The organism is Tessaracoccus sp. O5.2 (assembly GCF_964266725.1).
In the GTDB taxonomy this organism is placed as follows: domain Bacteria; phylum Actinomycetota; class Actinomycetes; order Propionibacteriales; family Propionibacteriaceae; genus Arachnia; species Arachnia lapidicapta.
On record NZ_CAXWGV010000053.1, the window covers coordinates 71,642 to 93,211 of the forward strand.

16 protein-coding genes and 4 tRNA genes are annotated in these 21,570 nt (G+C 70.6%); 11 read left to right on the forward strand and 9 right to left on the reverse strand.

Features of this window, described 5'->3' with window-relative positions:
- The first annotated feature begins 11 nt into the window (after positions 1–11).
- The gene (locus ACFQPD_RS12950; RefSeq protein WP_385901161.1) at positions 12–770 is read left to right on the forward strand and encodes an esterase/lipase family protein; all 759 of its coding nucleotides are present in this window, start codon (positions 12–14) and stop codon (positions 768–770) included.
- On the opposite strand, the gene ACFQPD_RS12955 is transcribed toward ACFQPD_RS12950, so the two are convergent.
- The gene (locus tag ACFQPD_RS12955) at positions 767–1,678 is read right to left on the reverse strand and encodes a cation diffusion facilitator family transporter (RefSeq protein ID WP_385901163.1); all 912 of its coding nucleotides are present in this window, start codon (positions 1,676–1,678) and stop codon (positions 767–769) included. The genes ACFQPD_RS12950 and ACFQPD_RS12955 overlap by 4 nt on opposite strands.
- Before the next feature lie 34 nt (positions 1,679–1,712).
- Positions 1,713–2,657 carry an NAD(P)-dependent oxidoreductase gene (locus ACFQPD_RS12960; protein ID WP_385901165.1) on the reverse strand — a complete coding sequence of 315 codons (945 nt, stop codon included), beginning with the start codon at positions 2,655–2,657 and terminating at the stop codon, positions 1,713–1,715.
- A gap of 95 nt (positions 2,658–2,752) precedes the next feature.
- On the opposite strand from ACFQPD_RS12960, the gene ACFQPD_RS12965 reads away from it, so the two are divergent.
- A complete protein-coding gene (locus ACFQPD_RS12965) occupies positions 2,753–5,809 on the forward strand; it encodes a glycine--tRNA ligase (protein ID WP_385901235.1) in 3,057 nt (1,018 codons plus the stop codon).
- 386 nt (positions 5,810–6,195) lie between these two features.
- On the opposite strand, the gene ACFQPD_RS12970 is transcribed toward ACFQPD_RS12965, so the two are convergent.
- Complete coding sequence (locus ACFQPD_RS12970; protein WP_385901167.1) at positions 6,196–7,026, reverse strand: formate transporter FocA; 831 nt, start codon at positions 7,024–7,026, stop codon at positions 6,196–6,198.
- Between the two features lie 151 nt (positions 7,027–7,177).
- Here ACFQPD_RS12970 and ACFQPD_RS12975 point away from each other — a divergent pair, with 151 nt between their 5' ends.
- From ACFQPD_RS12975 to ACFQPD_RS12985, 3 genes are all read left to right on the forward strand, one after another.
- Entirely contained in the window at positions 7,178–8,626 is a 1,449-nt protein-coding gene (locus tag ACFQPD_RS12975) for a DUF222 domain-containing protein (protein WP_385901169.1), read from the forward strand.
- A gap of 348 nt (positions 8,627–8,974) precedes the next feature.
- Positions 8,975–10,456 carry a patatin-like phospholipase family protein gene (locus tag ACFQPD_RS12980; RefSeq protein WP_385901171.1) on the forward strand — a complete coding sequence of 494 codons (1,482 nt, stop codon included), beginning with the start codon at positions 8,975–8,977 and terminating at the stop codon, positions 10,454–10,456.
- Positions 10,457–10,472: 16 nt separating this feature from the next.
- Entirely contained in the window at positions 10,473–12,332 is a 1,860-nt protein-coding gene (locus ACFQPD_RS12985; protein WP_385901173.1) for an alpha-amylase family protein, read from the forward strand.
- Positions 12,333–12,353: 21 nt separating this feature from the next.
- Here ACFQPD_RS12985 and ACFQPD_RS12990 read toward each other — a convergent pair.
- Positions 12,354–12,426 (reverse strand) — tRNA-Lys (locus ACFQPD_RS12990).
- Between the two features lie 32 nt (positions 12,427–12,458).
- On the opposite strand from ACFQPD_RS12990, the gene ACFQPD_RS12995 reads away from it, so the two are divergent.
- From ACFQPD_RS12995 to ACFQPD_RS13015, 5 genes are all read left to right on the forward strand, one after another.
- Positions 12,459–13,094, forward strand: coding sequence for a hypothetical protein (locus ACFQPD_RS12995; RefSeq protein ID WP_385901175.1), 636 nt, complete (start codon positions 12,459–12,461; stop codon positions 13,092–13,094).
- Between the two features lie 357 nt (positions 13,095–13,451).
- Positions 13,452–14,837, forward strand: a complete 1,386-nt coding sequence (locus ACFQPD_RS13000) for an SH3 domain-containing protein (RefSeq protein WP_385901176.1) — start codon at positions 13,452–13,454, stop codon at positions 14,835–14,837.
- A 112-nt stretch (positions 14,838–14,949) separates the two neighbouring features.
- Positions 14,950–15,022: transfer RNA gene (locus tag ACFQPD_RS13005), tRNA-Glu, on the forward strand.
- A 125-nt stretch (positions 15,023–15,147) separates the two neighbouring features.
- A tRNA-Asp gene (locus ACFQPD_RS13010) sits at positions 15,148–15,221 on the forward strand.
- A 28-nt stretch (positions 15,222–15,249) separates the two neighbouring features.
- A tRNA-Phe gene (locus ACFQPD_RS13015) sits at positions 15,250–15,323 on the forward strand.
- 34 nt (positions 15,324–15,357) lie between these two features.
- On the opposite strand, the gene ACFQPD_RS13020 is transcribed toward ACFQPD_RS13015, so the two are convergent.
- Complete coding sequence (locus ACFQPD_RS13020) at positions 15,358–16,191, reverse strand: alpha/beta hydrolase (protein ID WP_385901178.1); 834 nt, start codon at positions 16,189–16,191, stop codon at positions 15,358–15,360.
- A gap of 151 nt (positions 16,192–16,342) precedes the next feature.
- Positions 16,343–16,570 (reverse strand): DUF3073 domain-containing protein, encoded by a 228-nt coding sequence (locus ACFQPD_RS13025; protein ID WP_068752652.1) that lies wholly within the window; start codon positions 16,568–16,570, stop codon positions 16,343–16,345.
- 193 nt (positions 16,571–16,763) lie between these two features.
- Here ACFQPD_RS13025 and ACFQPD_RS13030 point away from each other — a divergent pair, with 193 nt between their 5' ends.
- The gene (locus ACFQPD_RS13030; protein ID WP_385901180.1) at positions 16,764–18,977 is read left to right on the forward strand and encodes an NADP-dependent isocitrate dehydrogenase; all 2,214 of its coding nucleotides are present in this window, start codon (positions 16,764–16,766) and stop codon (positions 18,975–18,977) included.
- Between the two features lie 65 nt (positions 18,978–19,042).
- Here ACFQPD_RS13030 and ACFQPD_RS13035 read toward each other — a convergent pair whose 3' ends face one another.
- From ACFQPD_RS13035 to ACFQPD_RS13045, 3 genes are read right to left on the reverse strand one after another with little or no spacing between them, the layout of a single operon-like run.
- Positions 19,043–19,735 (reverse strand): YceI family protein, encoded by a 693-nt coding sequence (locus ACFQPD_RS13035; RefSeq protein WP_385901181.1) that lies wholly within the window; start codon positions 19,733–19,735, stop codon positions 19,043–19,045.
- Positions 19,736–19,794: 59 nt separating this feature from the next.
- Positions 19,795–21,087 carry an MFS transporter gene (locus ACFQPD_RS13040; protein ID WP_385901182.1) on the reverse strand — a complete coding sequence of 431 codons (1,293 nt, stop codon included), beginning with the start codon at positions 21,085–21,087 and terminating at the stop codon, positions 19,795–19,797.
- Positions 21,077–21,511 carry a MarR family winged helix-turn-helix transcriptional regulator gene (locus tag ACFQPD_RS13045; protein WP_385901183.1) on the reverse strand — a complete coding sequence of 145 codons (435 nt, stop codon included), beginning with the start codon at positions 21,509–21,511 and terminating at the stop codon, positions 21,077–21,079. Before ACFQPD_RS13045 ends, ACFQPD_RS13040 begins: the two co-directional genes overlap by 11 nt.
- Positions 21,512–21,570 lie beyond the last annotated feature (59 nt).

Here is a 21,570-nt window from a genome sequence, read left to right on the forward strand (position 1 = left end):
GCGGGAGCGACATGAGGTTCCCGGCAACGCGCGCGACACGCCTGGCTTCGGAGCTCCGCCGCGCCCGACACGCGGCGGGAGACTGGACGGTCGCGGCGCGGGACATGGCCGCGGCCCTCTGGTCGCGCCGTCGCTGGCACCCCGAGTCCGCGAGCGACCCGGGACCGGCGTGCGCCGACATCACCGTCGTGCTGTTGCCCGGCATCCTCGAGCCGTGGAGCTACCTGGCGCCGCTCGCGCGGTGGCTCGCGCAGCGCGGGCATCGGGTCGAGTTCGTCGAGACGCTCGGGTGGAACGTCGCAGACCTCGACCAGTCCGCGGAGCGCTGCCTCGGCGTGTTGCGGGAGCGTGGGCTGCGACGGGTGGTCCTGGTCGCGCACTCCAAGGGTGGGCTGATCGGGAAGGCGGTCCTGCTGCGTCAGGGCGACGAGGACCTGGCCGTCGGGCTGGTCGCGGTGGCGACCCCGTTCGGCGGCTCGAGCGTCGGCCGTCGGCTGCACCGCCTCGTGGCCCGCTCGCCGCTGGGCCTCTTTGCACCGGGGAACGCGGTCTTGGGCGGGCTGGCGGCCGAGTTGGCGGTCAACGCGCGCATCGTGTCACTGGCCCCGGCCTGGGACCAGGTGATCCCCGACGGCTCGCACCTGACGGGCGCCACCAACGTCGACCTCGCCGTCGGCGGCCACTTCCGGCCTCTGCGCGACAAGGCGGTATGGCGCCTCATCCACGAGCATGCGCACCGCCTGGCCGAGGACGCGCCCGAGGGGGCCTAGTCGATGTGGATGTCCTCGTAGCTGCGAGGATCCTCGATCGGTTCGAGGTGGCCGATGACGCGCAGCTCGGTGTACTCGCTGCGGATGAGGTCGATGAGGTCCTCCATCGCGTCGTGGCCGCGCTGCACGGACCAGGCGCCCGGGACCAGCATGTGGAACTCCATGAACGCGCGCGCCCCCGAGATGCGGGTGCGGAAGGCGTGGAAGTGCACCTCGTCGGATTCGTGGTCGGTGAGGATCTGCCGCAGCCGGGCGTTGTCCTCCTTCGGCAGGGACTCGTCCATGAGCCCCGAGGCCGACTCGGAGACGAGCCGCCACCCGGTCCACAGGATGTTGATGCCCACGAGGAGCGCGACGACGGGGTCCAGCCAGTTCCAGCCCGTGACGCCCACCAGCACCACGCCGACGACGACGCCCGCCGACGTGACGAGGTCGGTGAACAGGTGGTGGGCGTCGGCCCGCAGGGTGATGGAGTTGTAGCGGCGCCCCGCGCGCAGCAGCACCCAGGCGACGGCGCCGTTGACGAGCGCCGCGACGACCGAGATGACCAGGCCGATGCCGATCTCCTCCAGCGGCCGCGGCACGATGAGGCGTTCTATGGCGAAGCCGACGATGGCCGCGGCGGCCACGAAGATCATGACGCCCTCGATGGCAGACGAGAAGTACTCGGCCTTGGAGTGGCCGAAGTGGTGATTCTTGTCAGCCGGGCGGGCCGCCACCCGCAGCGCGAACAGCGCCACCACGGCCGCGATGAGGTTGACCACCGATTCGGCCGCGTCGGACAGCAGGCCGACCGACCCGGTCACCCACCAGGCGGCCGTCTTCAGTGCGATGGTCGCCAGCGCGGCCGCGATGGAGAGCCAGGCGAACTTCGTCAGGTCGACGCGGGGCTGGGACATGGACTCCATCGTGCCTGTCCCCCGCCCCGGCGGCCAATCCGGCTCAGCGCGCCATGAGGTTGGTGATGTCCCCGCCCTCGCGCAGCGCCGCGACGTTGGCCTCGATGAGGCGCTCGGCGCGCTGCGGCCGCCCGCTGGCGACGTGCGGGGTGATGATCACCGACGGCTCGTCCCACAGCGGTGACGACTCGGGCAGCGGCTCGACCGCCGTGACGTCGAGGGCGGCGCCGGCCACGTGGCCGGACCGCAGCGCCGCCAGCAGCGCGTCCTCGTCCACCGTGGTTCCCCGCCCCACGTTGACGACCAGCGCCGACGGCTTCAGCTGAGCGAGCCGCTTGGCGTTGAGGGCGGCGTGGGTCGACTCGTCGCGGGGCAGGATCATGATGAGGACGTCGGTGCGGCCCAGCACTTCGGGCAGCGAGTCCTCGGCGACGACGTCGAAGCCGTGCCGTGGCCCGGCCGAGCGGGCGACGCCGGTGACCCAGGCGCCCATGCCGCGCAGCAGCGGAGCGAGCCGCGACGCGATGGACCCGAACCCCCACACCGTCACCTGGGCGCCCTCCAGCGAGATGACGCGCCCGTCGTGCGCGCGCTCCAGCATGGCGCCGCCCAGGACCGCGTCCCACGCGTGCTCGCGCTGCCGCCGCATCGCGAGCGGGAGCATGCGCACCAGCGCCAGCGTCAACGCCAGCGCGTGCTCGGCGACCGGGCCGTCGTGCAGGCCCACGCCGCTGGCCAGCGCCACGTCCGGCGCGAATCCGGCGGCTCGGAGGATGTCGGGGCCGGCGAGGAGGCCCTGCACGAGCCTCAGGTGGCGCATGCGGCGCGCCGCGTCGGTGAGGACGTCGAGCGGCTGGCCCCACACGACGAGCACCTCGGCGTCGACGTGCTCCTCGGGCACCGGCTCCCCCGCCGCGATGACGACGACGTCGGCGTCGTCGATGTGCGGCAGCGCTCCGCGGTAGGCATCGGGAACAAGGATCTTCATGGCTGTGGTTGACCTCCATCGGCGGGTGACCCCAGCATGGCACAGGGCGGTGGCCCCGCACGGCCGCGACTCGGTACCCTGCAGGGGTGCTGACGATGCAAGACGCCCTCCGCCGCCTCTCCGACTACTGGACCTCGAAGGGGTGCCTGACGTGGCAGCCCTTCAACACGGAGGTCGGCGCGGGGACGATGAACCCCGCCACGGTGCTGCGCGTCCTGGGCCCTGAGCCGTGGGACGTGGCCTACGTCGAGCCGTCGGTGCGCCCGGACGACTCCCGCTACGGCGAGAACCCGAACCGGCTGCAGATGCACACGCAGTTCCAGGTCATCCTCAAGCCCGAGCCGGGCGACCCGCAGGAGCTGTACCTCGGCTCCCTCGAGGCGCTGGGCATCGACCTGGCCAAACACGACGTGCGCTTCGTCGAGGACAACTGGGCGCAGCCCGCCATCGGCGCGTGGGGCCTGGGGTGGGAGGTGTGGCTCGACGGGATGGAGATCACGCAGTTCACCTACTTCCAGCAGGTGGGCGGCCAGAACCTCGACCCGATCCCGGTGGAGCTGACCTACGGCGTCGAGCGCATCCTCATGGCCCAGCAGGGCGTCACGCACTTCAAGGACATCGTCTACTCCGTCGCCTCCGACGGCCGGCCCGTCACGTACGGCGAGGCCTTCGGCCAGCAGGAGTACGAGATGAGCCGCTACTACCTCGACGACGCCGACGTCGAGGCCAACCGGCGGCTGTACGAGACCTATGTCGCGGAGGCGACGCGCATGGTCGAGGCCCGGCTCCCGGTGCCCGCGCACGGCTACATCCTTAAGTCCAGCCACGCCTTCAACGTGCTCGACGCGCGCGGCGCCATCTCCACCACCGAGCGGGCGAAGGCGTTCGCGACGATGCGCCGCCTCATGCGCGACACCGCGGCCCTGTGGATCGAGCGCCGCGAGGAGCTGGGCTTCCCGCTGCTGCGCGAGCCGAAGGCAGTCGAGCCCGCCGCCGAGGAGTCCGTGGATCGGGCGGCGCTCGGCGATTCGCCGCGCACGCTGGCGTTCGAGATCGGCGTCGAGGAGCTGCCGCCGCACGTGGTGCCGCAGACGGTCGACGCGGTGCGCGCCGCGCTCACCGAGAAGCTGGCCGCCACCCGCCTCAGCCACGGCGCCATCACCGTCGACGGGACCCCGCGGCGCATCGTCGCGGTGGTCGACGACGTGGCCGCCCGCGAACCCGACGCCGAGCAGTTGCGCAAGGGCCCCAAGTGGAGCGCCGCGTTCGACGCCGACGGCAACCCGACCAAGGCCCTCGAGGGCTTCATGCGCGGCCAGCAGGCCGATGCCTCCCAGATCGTGCGCGCCGAGATCGGCGGCAACGAGCACGCCGCCGTGTCGGTGCGGGTGGAGGGCCGCCACGTGATCGACGTGGCCGCCGAGACCATCGCCGCCATCGTGGGCGGGCTGCGCGCCGAGAAGAACATGCGCTGGAACGACGCCAACCTATCGTTCTCCCGCGCCATCCGCTGGCTGGTGGCCCTGTGGGGCGAGGCCGTCGTGCCCGTGAGCGTCTCGGGCCTCACCGCCGGCCGCACCACCTACCTGCAGCGCCCCGTGAAGGGCGAGGAGGACGGCAGGCGCTCCGACGGCGCGCTCGTCGGCCACGTGGCGGTGGCCTCCGCCGCAGAATTGCTGCCCACCATCGAGGCCGGCCACATCCAGCTCAGCTCCGATGCCCGCCGCGCCTCCGTCGTGGAGCAGGCAGAGACCCTCGCCCGCGGCGTGGGCGGGAGCATCGAGGTGGACGCCGAGGCTGCCGTCATCGACGAGATCACCAACCTGGTGGAGGACCCCCACGGCGTCCTGGGCAACTTCGACGCCCGCTACCTGGAGCTTCCCGAGCAGATCCTCACCGCCGTCATGCGCAAGCACCAGCGCTACCTGCCGGTCTACATCGACGGCGCGCTGGCCCCGCACTTCGTCACCATGGCCAATGGCCTGTGTGACGACGACACCGTCCGCAAGGGCAACGAGTCCGTGATCCGCGCGCGCTACGAGGACGCGCTGTTCTTCTGGAACGCGGACCTCGAGGCCGACGGCGGGGCCGAGGCCTTCGTGCCGGGCCTGGACAAGCTCACCTTCGAGGACCGCCTCGGATCGGTGGGCATGCGGGCGCGCCGCATCGCAGATGTCGCCGGCAAGCTCGCGGACCGCCTGGAGATCACGGCCGAGGACCGCGAGACCCTGACCCGCGCCGGCCAACTGGCCAAGTTCGACCTCGCCACCCAGATGGTGGTCGAGATGAGCTCCCTGGCCGGCTTCATCGCCCGCGAGTACGCCGTGCGCAAGGGCGAGACCCAGGCCGTCGCCGATGCGCTGTTCGAGATGGAGCAGCCGCACACCTCCGCCGACGCAGTGCCCGCCTCCGTGCCGGGCGCGCTGCTGGCGCTGGGCGACCGCTTCGACCTGCTGGCCGCCATGTTCGCGCTGGGCGCCAAGCCCACCGGCTCCTCGGACCCGTTCGGCTTGCGCCGCGCCGCGCTGGGCGTGGTGCGCATCCTGCGTGAATCCGCCGGCACCCCGCTGGAGGGCCTCACCGTCCGCGCCGGGCTGGAGGACGCCGTCGCGCGCCTCGCGGAGCAGGGTGTCGACGTGGCCGAGGACGCCGTCGAATCGGCGCTGGAGTTCACCATCGGCCGCTTCGCGCAGTTGCTGCGCGACGAGGGCACGCCCGCCGCGCTGGTCCAGGCGATCCTGCCGGCCGCCGACGCGCCGGGCCGCGCCGCCCGCCTGCTGGCCGAGCTCGACGCCGCGAAGGACGGCCAGGAACTCCGCGACCTGGTGGCCATCAACGTGCGCATCAGCCGCATCCTGCCCGCCGGCGTGACGCCCAGCTTCGACATGCAGCGGTTGAGCGAGCCCGCCGAGGTCGCCCTCCACGACGCCGTGTTCGCCGCCGTCGACGGCTCCCCCGAGGCGCAGTCGATCCCGGCCGTGCTGGAGCGCACCGCCCCCGTGGTGGCCGCGGCCGCGACCTTCTTCGACGACATCCTCGTCAACGCCGAGGACCAGGCGGTCCGGGCCGCGCGTCAGGGTCTGCTGGCGTCGGTCCTGTCGCTGGCGCCGTCGGGCATCGACTGGAGGGCTTTGGACATCGCCCTCGGGTGACGGGTCGTTCGCTCAGGTCGCGGCTGCCCGCCCGCTGAGGTCGCGCCTGCCTCGTTCGCTGAGGTCGCGCCTGCCTCGTTCGCTGAGGTCGCGCCCGGTGCGCAGCACCCGGGCGAGTCTCGAAGCCGACGCCGCAGGCGTCGATCCCCCGACCCCATCGTTCGCTAAGGTCGCGGCGTCCCGTTCGCTGAGTTCGCGGCGTCCCGTTCGCTGAGGTCGCGCCCGACGGCGGAGCCGTCCGGGCGAGTCTCGAAGCCGACGCCACCCCGCTCGCTGAGGTCGCGCCCGACGGCAAAGCCGTCCGGGCGAGTCTCGAAGCCGATGCCGCAGGCATCGTTCACTCAGACACCACCCTCCGAGCGCTCCTCTTCGCGGTGGCCCGGCTCTCAGCGGCCGGCGTCGCGCTTCGCGCGGAAGACCAGCCAGTAGAACAACCCGATCATCAGGCCGCCCCCGATGATGTTGCCCAGCGTCACCGGGACCAGGTTGGCCGTGAGGAACGTCCACCATCCCGGGTGCTCGAACCCGGCCGACGCCAACTCCGACTGGATGAAGATGGCCAGCGGAACCAGGAACATGTTGGCGACCGAGTGCTCGAATCCCGTGGCGACGAACGGCGCCACTGGGCCGACGAGGGCCATGATCTTGTCGGTGGTCGTCCGCCCGGAGAACGCCGCCCACACCGCCAGGCACACGAGCAGATTGCACGCAACGCCGAGCGCCAGTGCCTCAATGAAAGAGTGGTCGAGCTTATGGCTCGCGGCGGTCAGCACCACCTGGCCCCACGCACCGTCGGCGCTGTGCTGGACGCCACCGAGAACCATCAGCGCGACGATGGTCAGGGCTCCCGCCGCATTGCCGAGGTACACCAGACCCCAGTGCCGGAGGAGCTTCCACCAGGACAGATGCCCTGACGCTTTGAGCATCAGCGTCATCGTGGTGGACGTGAAGAGGTCCGCTCCGGTCAGGACGACCAGGATCAGTCCGACGCTGAACACCACGCCACCCAGCAACTTGGCCACGCCCCACGGGAGTGCCTCGGCGCCGACCTGCGTCGTCACATAGAACACGAAACCGAGCGCGATGTAGCCGCCGCCGGTCAGGGAGAGCAGCAGAGTGCGCGGGACAGTCGCTTGTGCTTTATAGAGCATGGTGTCCTGCACGAGCCTGGCCATCTCGGCGGGTGTCGCCATCGCAATCGTTCGTTCGTCGCTCACGCGTGGAGAGACTAGTGACGCGTGTTCCGACAACGACCGGGGGCGGGGTCACCATGCGCGGGGCGGTAATGCTAGGGCGGGTCGTAGGAGATCCTGGCATCGGGTCGACGGCGACGCGTTTTTGTCAGTGGCCTCCGCAAGAATAGTGCACATGAGCGACTTGCGGGATTTCGGGCAGCGGCACCTCGCCGCGCTCTGGGACGCCGCGCGCTCCCTCGCCCAGGATCCGGGCGCCGCGGCCGAGCGTCTCGCCACACTGGTCACCGCGGTCACCGAGGCCGAGGCGCAGCTCGCCGGTTTACGCCTCCACCTGCTGCATGAGGCAAAACTGGCCGCGGCGGAGAGTGTGATCGAGGGGGTGCGGCAGTCGGTGCGCACCACCCCCGCCCAAGCCACCGCCAGTCTCCGGCTCGCGCAGGATCTGGGTGACCGGTTCCCGCTGATCGGCGCCGCCTTGAACGACGGCTCGATTTCGTTGGCGCAGGCCGACGCCATCGTCGCCGGTCTGCGGAAGCTGCCCGGGCGATTGACCCGGGCGGAGTTGACGCGCTGCGAGGAGGAGATCCTGCACCACGCCGACACCTTGGGCCCCTCGGAGCTGCGGGTGTTGGCGTCTCGTCTGGTGGAGATCATCGACCCGGATCAGGCCGATGCCGATGACGCGAAGCGCCTGGCGCGGGAGGAAGCGGCTGCGCATCGGGGTCGGTTCCTGCGCCTGGCGCCGGACTATCACGGGTCGATGCGGATCACCGGACAACTGCCCGTCTCGGATGCGGCACTGCTGAGCGCGCAGCTGGACGCGTTGCTGCCCGACGCCTCCACCTACACCGCCGCCGGGGAGGCCGCGTCCCGGGACGCGCGCCGGGCGGATGCGCTGGTCCTGCTCACCCAGAAAGCCGCCTCCAGCGCTGCGCTGCCGGCGCATGGTGGGGACCGACCCCAGGTCCACGTCACCCTCGACCTCGACACCCTCACCACCGGCCTCGGCAAGGCCGGCTTGATCGGTCTCGACGACGTCGACGGCCTGCCAGCCGGCGAAGTGCGGCGACTCGCGTGCGACGCCGGCATCATCCCTGTCGTGCTCGGCGGACCATCCCGGCTGCTGGATGTCGGCCGCACCTACCGCATGTTCACCCCCGCCCTGCGGGCCGCCCTGATGCAGCGCGACGGGGGCTGCGCGTTCCCCGGCTGCTCGGCAACCCCCGCGTGCTGTGAAGCGCATCACATCGTCCCCTGGTGGCAGGGCGGGGACACCCGGCTAGGAAACGGCGTACTGCTCTGCCCCCACCACCACCGCCTCGTGGAACCCGACCCACTCCAATCCGAAACCTCCCAATGGCAGGTGCATCTGGATCCGGTGACCGGGCTGCCGTGGTTCACCCCACCGCGGCACATCGACCCGGCCAGACGACCACGGCAACACTCCCGCTTCCGACTCCCACAGATCCGCGCCGGGGCACGACCCTGCCCAGACGGCGTCCCACCAGACACCGACCCACCTGACGTCGACCATCCCGAGACGGAGTTGTCCGACGCCGACCGGCCGGACCTGGGCGATCTCATCCACCGCTCCGCCGCCATCTGGGGCGACGGCACCTGACCCGCACCCAGGGGGATCGACGCCTACGGCGTCGGCTTCGAGACTCGCCCGGACGGCTCCGCCGTCGGGCGCGACCTCAGCGAGCGGACAGGCACGACCGCAGCGAGCGGGGGTCGGGGGATCGACGCCTGCGGCGTCGGCTTCGAGACTCGCCCGGACGGCTCCGCCGTCGGGCGCGACCTCAGCGAACGGGAAGGCGCGACCTCAGCGAACGGACAGGCGCGACCTCAGCGAACGGTGCACGCGCGACGTTAGCGAGCGGGCGGGCGCGACCTCAGGGGGGCGGTGGGGCGCGGACCAGACCCAGGTCCGACGCCGATGCACTGCGGCCCCGATTAGGCTGGGTGGGTGGCTGGCAAGGGTTGGTTCGGGCTCCCGTTCTTCGGGCAGAGCCCACGCGACGAACGCGTGTCCTGCACGCTGTCCGGGGGCGGATCCCGGGCGAGCTTCCAGCTCGGCGCGCTCGACTATCTCTACCGCCACGACGACGACTTCACCCCCACCGCGTTCGTGGGCGCCTCCGCGGGTGCCATCCTCGCCGCGACGCTGGCGCAGTCCGCGACCCGCGACGGACAGATCGCGTTCCTCCGCCGGCTGGACGACATCTGGATGGGCATGACCTCCCAGACGGACATGTTCACGCCCCGCCCGTGGTTCAGCCGACTGCAGGACGAGGGTCCGGCATGGTTGCAGGTGATGGCTCCCCCGCCACAGGCTCCGCGGACGCCGCGGATACGCCCGGGGATCCTGCCCTTCCGTCGCCCCTCCCCCGCGAGCCCTGTCACCCCACCGGAGCCGACGGCACTCGACCCGCTGGAATCGGCGCTGGCGCCGGACGACGAGACGGTCCGGTCGGACTGGTCCCTCGCGATGCTGTCGGGGCTGGCCAACCAGCTGGGCAGGCTGCCGCGCATCGGCAGCGAACTGAACTCCATCTGGCACGGGGTCGAACGGTCCCGGTCCATGTACCGCCCGGGGCCGATGCTCCGCGACCTCCTCGACCCCGCGACGTTCGACCCCAGCCGCGTCGCCGGCTCCGGGGTGACCCTCCGGATCGCGATGGTCGCGCTGGAGACGGGCGAGCTGCACTTCATGACCGAGTCCGGCCGGCTGGTCGACCGCACGGACCAGCCCGTAGGGCCGGAGGTCCACGACCTGCCCGTGGGTGTGCTGGCGTCGTGCGCCATCCCGGCGGTGTTCCGCCCCGTGCCGATCGGCGACCTCACCTATGTCGACGGGGGCGCGCGCGAGAACCTGCCTGCCGAACTCGCTGTGGGCCACCTGGGCGCTGGCCGCAACTACGTCATCTCGTCGCAGTCGCAGGGTGTCCCGCGCCGCGCGAGCATGGCGGACGCGGACCTGTTCAGCGTCGTCATGCGCTCCACGGAGATCCTCATCGACGAGGCCGGGCGCGACGAGCTGGCCTACGCGCACTCGGCGGGCGCGTTCGTCGTCCACCCGGAGATCGCCGTCCACGACTCGATGACGGTGCACCCCGGGCTGATGGCCATCAACCGGGACTACGGCTGGCTGAGGGCGGCGGAACGTCACCTGGCGCTGGGTGAGAGCACAGAGTCGCTGCACCGGGTGATCATCGAACTCCGCATGCGCATCCTGCAGCTGGAGGAGCAGGTGATCTCGTCGCCGGGCCCGGTGCGCAGGGATCAGTTGGCGCTGCGCAGCGCCAAGATCCAGCTCCGCGACGCGGTTCGCGCCGCCCGCGACACCCCGTTCCCCGACGGCGCCGACACCTGGTGGACCACGTGGGAGCGGCACCCCGTGCCCCCTGCCGGGGATCCGCCGTGGATGCCGTTGCCGCCACAGGGGTGAGACTAGGCTGAGGAAGGTGAAGACGACCTTTGACCTCAGGTGGGAACGCTACGGCGCGGACCTCATCGCCGCGCTGGAGAGCGTCTACGGTGAGCGCGCCTGGGAGGTGACCGATCGGGTCCGCGAGCTGGTTCGCGCGAAGTTCGACCAGCGAAGCGACGAGCTGCGGGAGCTCGACGAGGCTCGCCTGCTGCGGCCGGACTGGCTGCAGCTGCCCTCGCAGGTGGGCTACGTCGCCTACACGGAGCGCTTCGCCGGCACGCTGACCGGTATCACCGGGCACGTGGATTACCTGCAGGACCTGGGCGTGACCTACCTGCACCTCATGCCGTTGCTTCAGCCGCGCGAGGGCGCCAACGACGGCGGCTACGCCGTCGCCGACTACCGCACCGTCCGCCCGGACCTCGGCACCATGGCGGACCTGGAGGCGCTCACCGGCCAGCTGCGCGGACACGGTATCTCGCTGGTGGTGGACCTAGTGCTCAACCACGTCGCCCGCGAGCACGAGTGGGCGGTCCGGGCGCGCGCCGGTGAGCAGAAGTACCGCGACTACTTCATGGTGTTCCCGGACCGGGAGATGCCGGACCGCTACGAGGCGACCCTGCCGGAGGTGTTCCCGGACTTCGCGCCCGGCAACTTCACGTGGGACGACGACCTCGACGGCTGGGTGTGGACCACGTTCAACGACTACCAGTGGGACGTGAACTGGGCGAACCCCGACGTCTTCGTCGAGTACCTGGATCTGATCCTCGACCTGGCCAACCTGGGTGTGGAGGTGTTCCGGCTCGACGCCATCGCCTTCATCTGGAAGGAGATGGGCACCGACTGCCAGAACGAACCGCCCGTGCACGCCATCACGCAGGCTCTGCGCCAGGCGGCGCGGATCGCGGCTCCCGCCGTCGCGTTCAAGGCGGAGGCGATCGTCGGGCCGAAGGACCTCATCGCGTACTTCGGGACCGGGGAGCACCACGGGAAGCTCTCCGACATCGCCTACCACAACTCGCTGATGGCGCAGCTGTGGTCGACGCTGGCCACCCACGACACCACGCTGCTGCGCCGGGCGCTCGGCGCGTTCCCGCCCAAGCCCGCCACGGCGACGTGGGGTACCTACGTACGCTGCCACGACGACATCGGCTGGGCGATCGACGACGTCGACGCCGCGACAGCGGGCCTCAACGGGGCCGCACACCGCAGGTTCCTGAGTGACTTCTACTCCGGGGAGCATCCCGGCTCGTTCGCGCGCGGGCTGGTTTTCCAGGCCAATCCCGCGACCGGCGACCGCCGCATCTCTGGCTCCCTGGCCTCACTGGCCGGCCTGGAGGCGGCGCTGAAGGCGGGGCGGCCCTACGACGTCGAGCTCGCGGTGGCGCGGATCAACCTGCTCCACGCGGTCATCGCGGGCTGGGGAGGCATCCCGCTGATCTACATGGGCGACGAGCTGGCGATGCTCAACGACCACGACTTCGCCCGCGACCCCGCGCACGCCGAGGACAACCGGTGGGTGCACCGGCCGGTCATGGACTGGGCGGCCGTCGCCGCCCTCGGCGAGAACCCGTCGTCGCCTGCCGCCCGCGTCAACGCATGGCTGCGGCACGTTCTGGCCGTCCGGCGCGCCACGCCGCACCTGCACGCGTCCCGCGAGGCCGAGTTCCTGGAGACGGGGGATCCGCGCGTGCTGGCGATCAGGCGCGACCACCCGCTGGGCCCCATGGTGCAGGTGTACAACTTCTCGCCGACGGAGGTGACCGTGCCGATGGGATGCCTGGCGGAGACGCTCGGCGAGACGGGGCACGAGCTGCTCGACGACGTCGCGTGGGACCTGACGCCGTGGGTGATGACGCTGCGGCCGTACGCGGTCCACTGGTTCACCGCCTGAGGGATCCGCGGGCGCCGTCGGTGCCCCCAGCGGGGCTCGAACCCGCGACCCATGGATTAAAAGTCCACTGCTCTACCGGCTGAGCTATAGGGGCCCGTGCAGTCTATCGCGTGGCAGGCTGGGCGCATGCCCGCCTGGTCCTGGTTCGCCATCGCCCTCACGGTCGGTGTCGGCCTGCTCGCGCTGGCCGCGACGGCCGACCGTCGCTCCAGCCGCCGGAGAGCCGGGGTCGGCGTCCCCGCCCCGCGCCGCGATGTGCCCGACGTCGACCGCCACGTCCCGCGCTACGTCACGCAGCACGAGATCGACGCCCTACCGCGCCCCTACGACCCCGACGCCGGCCTCGGGCCTCGGACCGGTGAGGGATTCCGGTTCGGCCACGCCCACGCGGACTTCGCCACCGCGCCCGCGGGGGCCGATCTGCGCGACCCGCTGATCCTCGTGGTCGACGGCGCCGTGACGTCCATGCGCGAACTCCTCGCGCCGCTGGGAGCCGCGACGGCCGAGCACCCGCTGGTCGTGGTGGCCGCCTCTCTGCACCCCGAGGTGCTCCAGACGCTGGCCGCGAACCGGCGGGCGTTGCGCCTGCCGGTGCTCGCCGCGGTCGCCGACGCGCGCGACCGCCGTCGACTGGCGGAGCTCACCGGCGGCGAGGAACTGACCGAGGCCGACCTGCGCGCCGGCTACCTGCCTGAAGCCGCCTTCGGCCGGGCCCAGCGGTGGACCAGCACCGCGACGCGCACGTGGGTCACGACCAGCTGAACTGAACCTCAACCACGCACCCTGAACCTCAAGTGAGACTTCAGCTGGCTTGATTCTGAGGCGCCCGGCACTTTCTCATCCTCCTCTCAGGCGGCGCAACACGCGCCACCAGCTCACATCAGCCCTTGTCAGGGCCGACCAACTGGCGGCGACCGCCCTCGAATCACACCGATGTGATTGTGATCCCGCGCCCGGCGTGTCGCGGCGAGGACTCTCAGGCAACCCTCAAGTGCCCATTGTTGGGCGATGACTAGGGCTCTTAATGTCCGGGGCAGTGGCCGGACGTGTCGGGGGCCGACGAAGCCCCGAGGAAGCGGCACGTCCGACCTCACAGAGATTTCGCACATGAGGAGAGACGTGAGAACAGCACTGAAGGGCCTTCGCGGGCTGGCATCGGCCGCCGGCATCGCGGTCCTCGTCCAGGGACTCGGAACACTCGCGCTCGGCCCCCTGGCCGACGCCCAGCTGGGCGACGTCACGGCGACGACCGCCGTGAACATCCGCACCGCTCCGTCCACGTCCGGCTCCAAGCTGGGGCTCCTCTACCGCGGCCAGTCCCTGCCGAGCCTGGGCTCCGCCAACGGCTGGACGAAGGTGACCTACAACGGGCGCACCGCGTACATCGCCTCGGCGTACCTCAAGGGCGGCACCGCCGCCGCCGGCCCGTCGTCCGAGACGACCAACGGCACCAGCCAGGGCAGCACGGGGGCCGTCTACACCACCGCCAACCTCAACCTGCGCACCGGCCCCTCGACGTCCGACCGCATCGGCGTCGTCGTCCAGCGCGCCACGGCGCTGCAGCTGACCGGCAAGGTGAGCGGCACCTGGGCCCAGGTCACCTACAAGGGCGCCACCTACTGGGCCGCGACCCGCTACCTCAGCGCCACCGCCGCACAGGCCTCCTCCGAGCTGCCGAAGGTGACCGGTAAGGCCCGCGCCACGACGGCCCTGATGATCCGCACCACGAACACCACCTCGTTCGTCAACCTGGGCGACGTCCCGCGCGGCACCATCCTCGACGTCACCGGCGTCGTCACCAACGGCGTCGCGCAAATCGTCTACAACGGCGCCGTCCGCTGGGTCAACGCCCGCTACCTGGTGGCCGTCGACGCCGCCACCCCGGCACCCACGGTCCCCGCGACGCCCGCCACGACCACCCGGTACGCCACGACGGTGCTGAACATTTGGACCGCCAGCAGCGGCACCTCCTTCGTCGGCGAGATCCCGAAGGGCACCGAGATCCAGGTGACGGGCGTCGTCGAGAACGGCCGCGCGCAGGCTGTCGTCAACGGTGCCGTCCGCTGGTTCACCGCACGCTACGTGTCGGCCACCAAGCCGGCCGACGGCACCGCGTCAGCCGGCAGCGGCACCACCCTGAACCGCGGCTACTCGAGCGGTCTGGACCAGACCAACGCCAACGTCCAGGCCATCACGCGCGACATCTGGAACCGCTACCCCGCCATCAAGACGATGTACGGCTGGCGCCGCGACGTCACGCCGGACCATCCGGCCGGCCGCGCCGTCGACGTGATGATCCCGTCGTACTCCTCCAACCAGGCCCTCGGCTGGGAGATCGCGAACTACTACCGGGCGCACGCCAAGGAGTACAACATCAACTACATCATCTTCGCGCAGAAGATCTGGTCGGTGGCGCGTGACTCCGAGGGATGGCGGCTGATGGCCGACCGCGGCAGCGACAACGCCAACCACTACAACCACGTCCACATCAACACCTACGGCTGATCGGTCCACCCCTGAACGCGACGGCGCCGCATTCCCCCGATGCGGCGCCGTCGCTGCGTTCCCCGGGGTTTGCGCGGGCCGCCGCCTACTCCCTAGACTGTCCACCACGCTGGTCCCCATCGTCTAGCGGCCTAGGACTCCGCCCTTTCACGGCGGCAGCACGGGTTCGAATCCCGTTGGGGATGCTCTCGTTCCTTCCCTCGGGAAGGGGCTTGAAACCGGTAACGACAAGGGATTTCACCCGATTTCCCATCTCTGCGGGAATCACGCTATAGTTACCGGGCTGGCACGGCCAGCAGGTCAAGAAATTGGCCCCGTAGCGCAGTTGGTTAGCGCGCCGCCCTGTCACGGCGGAGGTCGCGGGTTCGAGTCCCGTCGGGGTCGCTAGGTCGGCGGAAACGCCCGGCCACCTGGCCAGGTAGCTCAGCTGGTAGCAGCGTTCGCCTGAAAAGTGAAAGGTCGCCGGTTCGATCCCGGCCCTGGCCACCGCATGACCCTCGCCCCACGTGGCGGGGGTTTTTCAGTTGGCGGCCCTGTCTGCCTCAGGGGCGTAGGCAGTCAGGAAACGGGAGTACTCCGAGAAGACCCGCTCGCGCACGTCGGTGCGCGAGAGCACGAGGTCGTGCATCGCGTCCGGGATCCGGGCGATGACCACGAGATCGCCCAGCTTCGGGGCCCGGGACGCGATGCGGTCCACGTCCAGGACGATGTCCGCCAGGCGGAACCCCTCGTCCCAGGAGCGCCGGAAGTCGCTGCGCGCCGAGATCGCCACCAGCACGGGGCAGTCGATGCTGAGCCCGGCCGCGACCCGCGCGTGCCCGTCCAGGATGGCCGCCATCCAGCCGACCCGGATGAGGAAGGCCGGGTCACCCTTGAGGTTGAGGTTGTAGTCCCACTCGCCCTCCTCCGAACTGGAGATGCAGCGGCGATAGAAGCCGGTGTCGAGCTGCGGTAGCGCGGTCGTGGGGGCGACGGCGCGGGCCGCGCTGAGGACGGGCTGTGTCGCGGGCCGCAGCAGCGAATTCGCCTGCAACTCGAGCCACGGTGCGTTGAGCACCACAGCGGAGAAGGCGCCGGGCCGCTCGTGCGCCCACAGGGAGGCCGTCAGTCCGCCGGTCGAGTGGCCCATGAGGACCACGTCGTCGTGCCCCTCGGAACGCACGACCTCGAGCGCCTCGTCCAGTTCGGTGAAGTAGTCGCTCAGGTCGGCGATGTAGCCGGCCAGTTGCCGGTCGCGGAGGGAGCGGCCGTAGCGTCGCAGGTCGACGGCGTAGAAGTCGTAGCCCAGGCCCGCCATCTCGTCGGCCAGGTGCCGTTGGAAGAAGTAGTCGCTCCAGCCGTGGACGTACAGCACCGCCCGCCGAGACATAGGGTGCGAGCGACGTACCAACGTCGCCACGAGGCTCCCCTCCGGCTCCAACGCGTACGTGGGCTCGTCGGGCAGGGGAATGGGCAGCAGTTCATAGCCCGGCAGCTCCGTGTCGGGCAGCCATTGACGCTGGGCGTCAGGAGGAACGGCGCTCGTACTCGTCGTCGTCCTCGTAGCCTTCTGCCAGTCCCGCGCCCTCAACGAGGTCTGCGTACGCATCGGGGATCTCGTCCTCGGTGGACTCCTCGACGAAAGAGCCCCCGCGGAGCTCGCGCTCCAGAGACGAGAAATCGGTGTCGATCGAGCGATACTTCAGATCGCGCGCCACCTTGGTCTGCTTCGCCTTTGCACGGCCGCGCCCCATACGGGTCGACCCCCTTGCTTTGTCCTTCGCGGCAGGCCGCGGAATCTGTCAGATACTCGTGGGGTACAGGCTACCCAATGCGGCGGGTTTCCCCAAAGCACGCTCCGCCCGGCCGGCCCATGTTCGCCCCCGCCGAACGCAGCGCACGGGCGATAAGCTGACGCCAGCCTACCCAGAGGAGTTCTTCAGCAACATGGGCAAGATCATCTACACCCTCACCGACGAGGCCCCGCTGCTCGCCACGTATTCCTTCCTCCCCATCATCAACGCGTTCGCCGGCCAGGCCGGGGTGGCGGTCGAGACCCGCGACATCTCGCTCGCGGGCCGCATCCTCGCCCAGTTCACCGACCGGCTGCCGGAGGACCAGCGGGTCGATGACGCGCTCACCGAGCTCGGCGAGCTGGCGAAGACGCCGGACGCCAACATCATCAAGCTGCCCAACGTGTCCGCGTCCGTCCCGCAGCTGAAGGCCGCGGTCGCCGAACTCCAGAGCCAGGGCTTCCAGCTCCCCGACTACCCCGAGGATCCGCAGACCGACGAGGAGCGCGAGGTCCGCGCCCGCTACGACCGCGTCAAGGGGTCCGCGGTCAACCCGGTGCTGCGCGAGGGCAACTCCGACCGCCGCGCGCCCGAGTCGGTGAAGAACTACGCGAAGAAGAACCCGCACCGCATGGGCGCCTGGTCGAGCGACTCCCGCACCCGCGTGGCCACGATGGACGCCAATGACTTCCGGCACAACGAACAGTCCGTCATCCTCCCCTCCGCCGACACGCTGACCATCCGGCACCGCTCCGCCGACGGCACTGAGACCGTCCTCAAGGAGTCGCTGGCGGTGCTCGAGGGGGAGGTCGTCGACGCCACGGTGATGCGGGCATCCGCCCTGGACGCGTTCCTGCGCGAGCAGGTGGCCGCGGCAAAGGAGAGCGGCGTGCTGTTCTCCGTGCACCTCAAGGCGACGATGATGAAGGTCTCGGACCCGATCATCTTCGGCCACGTCATCGAGGCGTTCCTGCCCGAGGTGTTCGAGCGCTTCGGCGCCGATCTCGCGGCGGCCGGCCTCTCCCCCAACGACGGGCTGGGCGCGATCCTCGCCGGGCTCGATTCCCTCCCCAACGGCGCCGACATCCGGGCCGCGATCGAGCAGGGCATCGCGGACGGCCCGCGGCTTGCGATGGTGAACTCCGACAAGGGCATCACCAACCTGCACGTCCCGTCGGACGTCATCGTCGACGCCTCGATGCCCGCGATGATCCGCCAGTCCGGCCATATGTGGGGCCCCGACGGCGAGGAGGACGACACGCTCGCGGTGCTGCCTGACTCGTCGTACGCCGGCGTCTACCAGGCGGTGATCGAGGACTGCCAGGCGAACGGGGCCTTCGACCCGCGCACCATGGGCTCGGTCCCCAATGTGGGCCTCATGGCGCAGAAGGCCGAGGAGTACGGCTCGCACGACAAGACCTTCGAGATCCCGTCCGACGGCGTCGTCGAGGTCGTCGACGCGTCCGGCTCCGTGCTCATGAGCCACGACGTGGCCGCGGGCGACATCTGGCGCGCCTGCCAGACCAAGGACGCCCCCGTCCAGGACTGGGTCAAGCTCGCCGTCACGCGCGCCCGCGTCACCGGGGCGCCCGCCGTGTTCTGGCTCGACGAGGAGCGCGCGCACGACCGCAACCTCATCGAGAAGGTACGCGGCTACCTCGCGGACCACGACACCGACGGCCTGCAGATCGAGATCATGAACCCGGTCGACGCCACGCGGTTCAGCGTCGAGCGGATCCGCCGGGGCGAGGACACCATCTCGGTGACCGGCAACGTCCTGCGCGACTACCTGACCGACCTGTTCCCCATCCTGGAACTCGGCACGTCGGCCAAGATGCTCTCGGTCGTGCCGCTGATGGCGGGCGGCGGCCTGTTCGAGACCGGCGCCGGCGGCTCGGCGCCCAAGCACGTGCAGCAGCTAGTGGCCGACAACTACCTGCGGTGGGACTCGCTCGGTGAGTTCCTGGCGCTGGCGGCGTCGTTCGACCACCTGGCCCGCGCGGAGGACAATGCCCGCGCAGCGATCCTCGCCGCGACACTGGATCGCGCGACCGGCACGTTCCTCGACAACGACAAGTCGCCGACCCGCAAGCTCGGCGGCATCGACAACCGCGGTTCGCACTACTACCTGGCGATGTACTGGGCCCAGGAGTTGGCCGCGCAGACCGACGACGCCGAACTGGCCGCCGTCTTCGGCCCGGTGGCCTCGGCCCTCGCGGAGAGCGAGGACACGATCGTCGCCGAGCTGCTCGCCGTGCAGGGTAAGCCCGCCGACATCGGCGGGTACTACCGCCCCGACGACGCGAAGGCGACCGCGGTCATGCGACCGTCGGCGACGCTGAACGCGATCATCGACTCCCTGGCCTGAGCCGGCCAGACGACGACGGCGCCGCCTCTGTCGGGGGCGGCGCCGTCGCATGTTAGGGGCTGGGCTCAGGCGAAGATCTTCTTCAGCCACGCCACGAAGCCGCCCTGGGCGGCGGGCTGGGCCTGTGCGGCCGGCGCGGACGCGCGGGCCGGGGCGGGCTGCTCGTCTTCCACCGGCGCGGCCTCGGGGGCGTCGCCGCTGCGGATGGCGGACACCTCGAAGACCAGCGTCACGTTCTCCGACACGAGGACACCACCGGTCTCCAGGGCGGCGTTCCACTCGAGGCCGAAGTCCTTGCGGTTGACGACGACGGAGCCGGACAGGCCGACGCGCTCGTTGCCGAAGGGATCGGTGGCGGCGCCGTCGAAGTCGAAGTCGATCGCGACGGGGCGCGTCACGCCGCGCATCGTCAGCTGGCCCTCGACACGCAGCACCTGTGGGGCGGTCTCGACGACGCGGGTGGAGACGAACGTGATCGTCGGGTGCGTCTCGACGTCGAAGAAGTCGGCCGAGCGCAGGTGCCCGTCGCGGTCGGCGTTGCCGGTGTCGACCGAGCCGGCCTGGATGGTGAGCGAGATGGCGGCGTCCGCCAGGCCGGGGCGCGTGGTGGCCGAGCCCTCGAACTCGGTGAAGGCACCACGGACCTTGGTCACCATGGCGTGGCGGGCGACGAAGCCGATCTCGGTGTGGCTCGGATCGATCGTGTACTGCCCGGACAGGGCGGAGAGGGCGACGGTCGCGGCGGGGGCGCTGGTCATGGAGACTCCTGATATTTGTTGAATGTTTAACAAAACTCTACGCCCGATTCATTGAACTGTCAATCAGCGACCGCAGCTGCCTCCCTGCGCGCGACGAACACCCGCAGCCGCAGCGGCCAGCCGCGCTCGACGGCGAGGCGGACGCCGTCGTGGAGCATGAGGTACGCCAGCACCGCGCCGGCGGCCAGCCCCGTCGCCAGGGCCCCCGTCAGCACCATGGCGCGAGGCCCCCACACCTCGCCCAGCCACCCGATGAGCGGAGCGCCGATCGGCGTCCCGCCGGTGAAGATCGCGACGTAGACGGCCATCACCCGGCCGCGAAACTCCGGGGCCGTCCCGAGCTGGACCGCGGCGTTCGCCGTCGTCATCACGGTCAGCGCGAAGAAACCGGCGGGCACGAGCAGCAGGGCATACACGGGGTAGGACGGCGTGACGGCCAGCAGTGCGGTGCTGGCGGCGAAGGCGCCGAGCGCGGCCAGGACCGTGCGCAGACTGGGTCGCGTCCGGCGCGTGGCGGCGAGGGCCGCGCCGAGGGTGCCGACCGCCATGACGGTGCCGAGCAGGCCGTACTCCTCCGCCCCCTTCCCGAACACCTCCGTGGCCATCAGTGCGTTGTAGATCTGGAAATTCATCCCGAAGGTGCCGAGCGAGAAGACGATCACCATGAGGATGATGAGGTCCGGCCGCCCGGCGAGGTAGCGCAGCCCGTCGCGCGTGGCGCCGCGCGCCTTGACCCGCCGTGACGGATGCAGCTCCGCCGGGCGCAGTGCCACGACTGCTGCCAGCATGAAGACGAAGCTCACCGCGTTGATGAGCAGCGTCGGCCCCACGCCGAACGCCGCGATGAGCAGACCCGCGGACCCGGGCCCGATGAGCCGGGCGCCGTTGAACGACGTCGAGTTGAGCCCCACCGCGTTCGGCAGCAGCTGCGCGGGGACGATCTCCGAGACGAACGACTGCCGGGCCGGGTTGTCGAAGGCCGTGATGACGCCCTGGAGGAACGCGAACAGGTAGACGTGCCACAGCTCGACGACACCTGCCGCCACGACGCCCCAGAGCGCGAAGGCCGTGACCCCCAGGAGCACCTGCGTGGCGAACAACACTCTCCGCTTCGGCATCCGGTCCACGACCGCGCCCGCGTACGGCGCCAGGATGGGAATCGCCAGGAACTGCAGGGCCGTGACGATGCCCAGCGCGGCGCTGGACCCCTCGGTGAGCTCGGTGAGGACCAGCCAGTCCTGCCCCACGCGCTGCACCCAGGTGCCGAGGTTGCTGATCAGCGCACCCGCGAAGAACAGCCGGTAGTTGCGCACGGCGAGCGACGCGAACATCTTCCCCCGCTCACTCCGCATGCGACACCTCCATGAGGAGGTCGGCGGCCCGGCGGAGCAGGTCCAGCTGTTCGGGCTCGAGCGTCGCGATGTGCGCGAGCATCCAGGTATCGCGGTTGGCGATGGTCTCCTCGACCACCCGCAGGCCCTCGGCCGTGAGCGAGACGAGGATCTGGCGCCCGTCGTCGGGGTGTTGCGAGCGTTCCACCAGGCCCTTGTCCGCCAGGCAGTTCACGGTCCGGGTCATCGACGGCGTGCTGACGGCGTCGCGCGCGGCCAGGTGCGTCGGGGTCTGGGGTCCGGCGAAGTGCAGGTAGACCAGGACCGAGAACTGGTGTGGGGCGACGTCGCTGGTGCTCTCGAAGCGCACCCGGCGCGAGATGCGCTGGCACGCGACACGGACGTCGTTGGCGAGGGCAAGGAGTTGTGGGTCGTAGTCGGGCATGCAGTCCTTCCGTAGCAGTTGATTAGTCTAGGTCATTACCTTGAGTAATCAACTGCTCC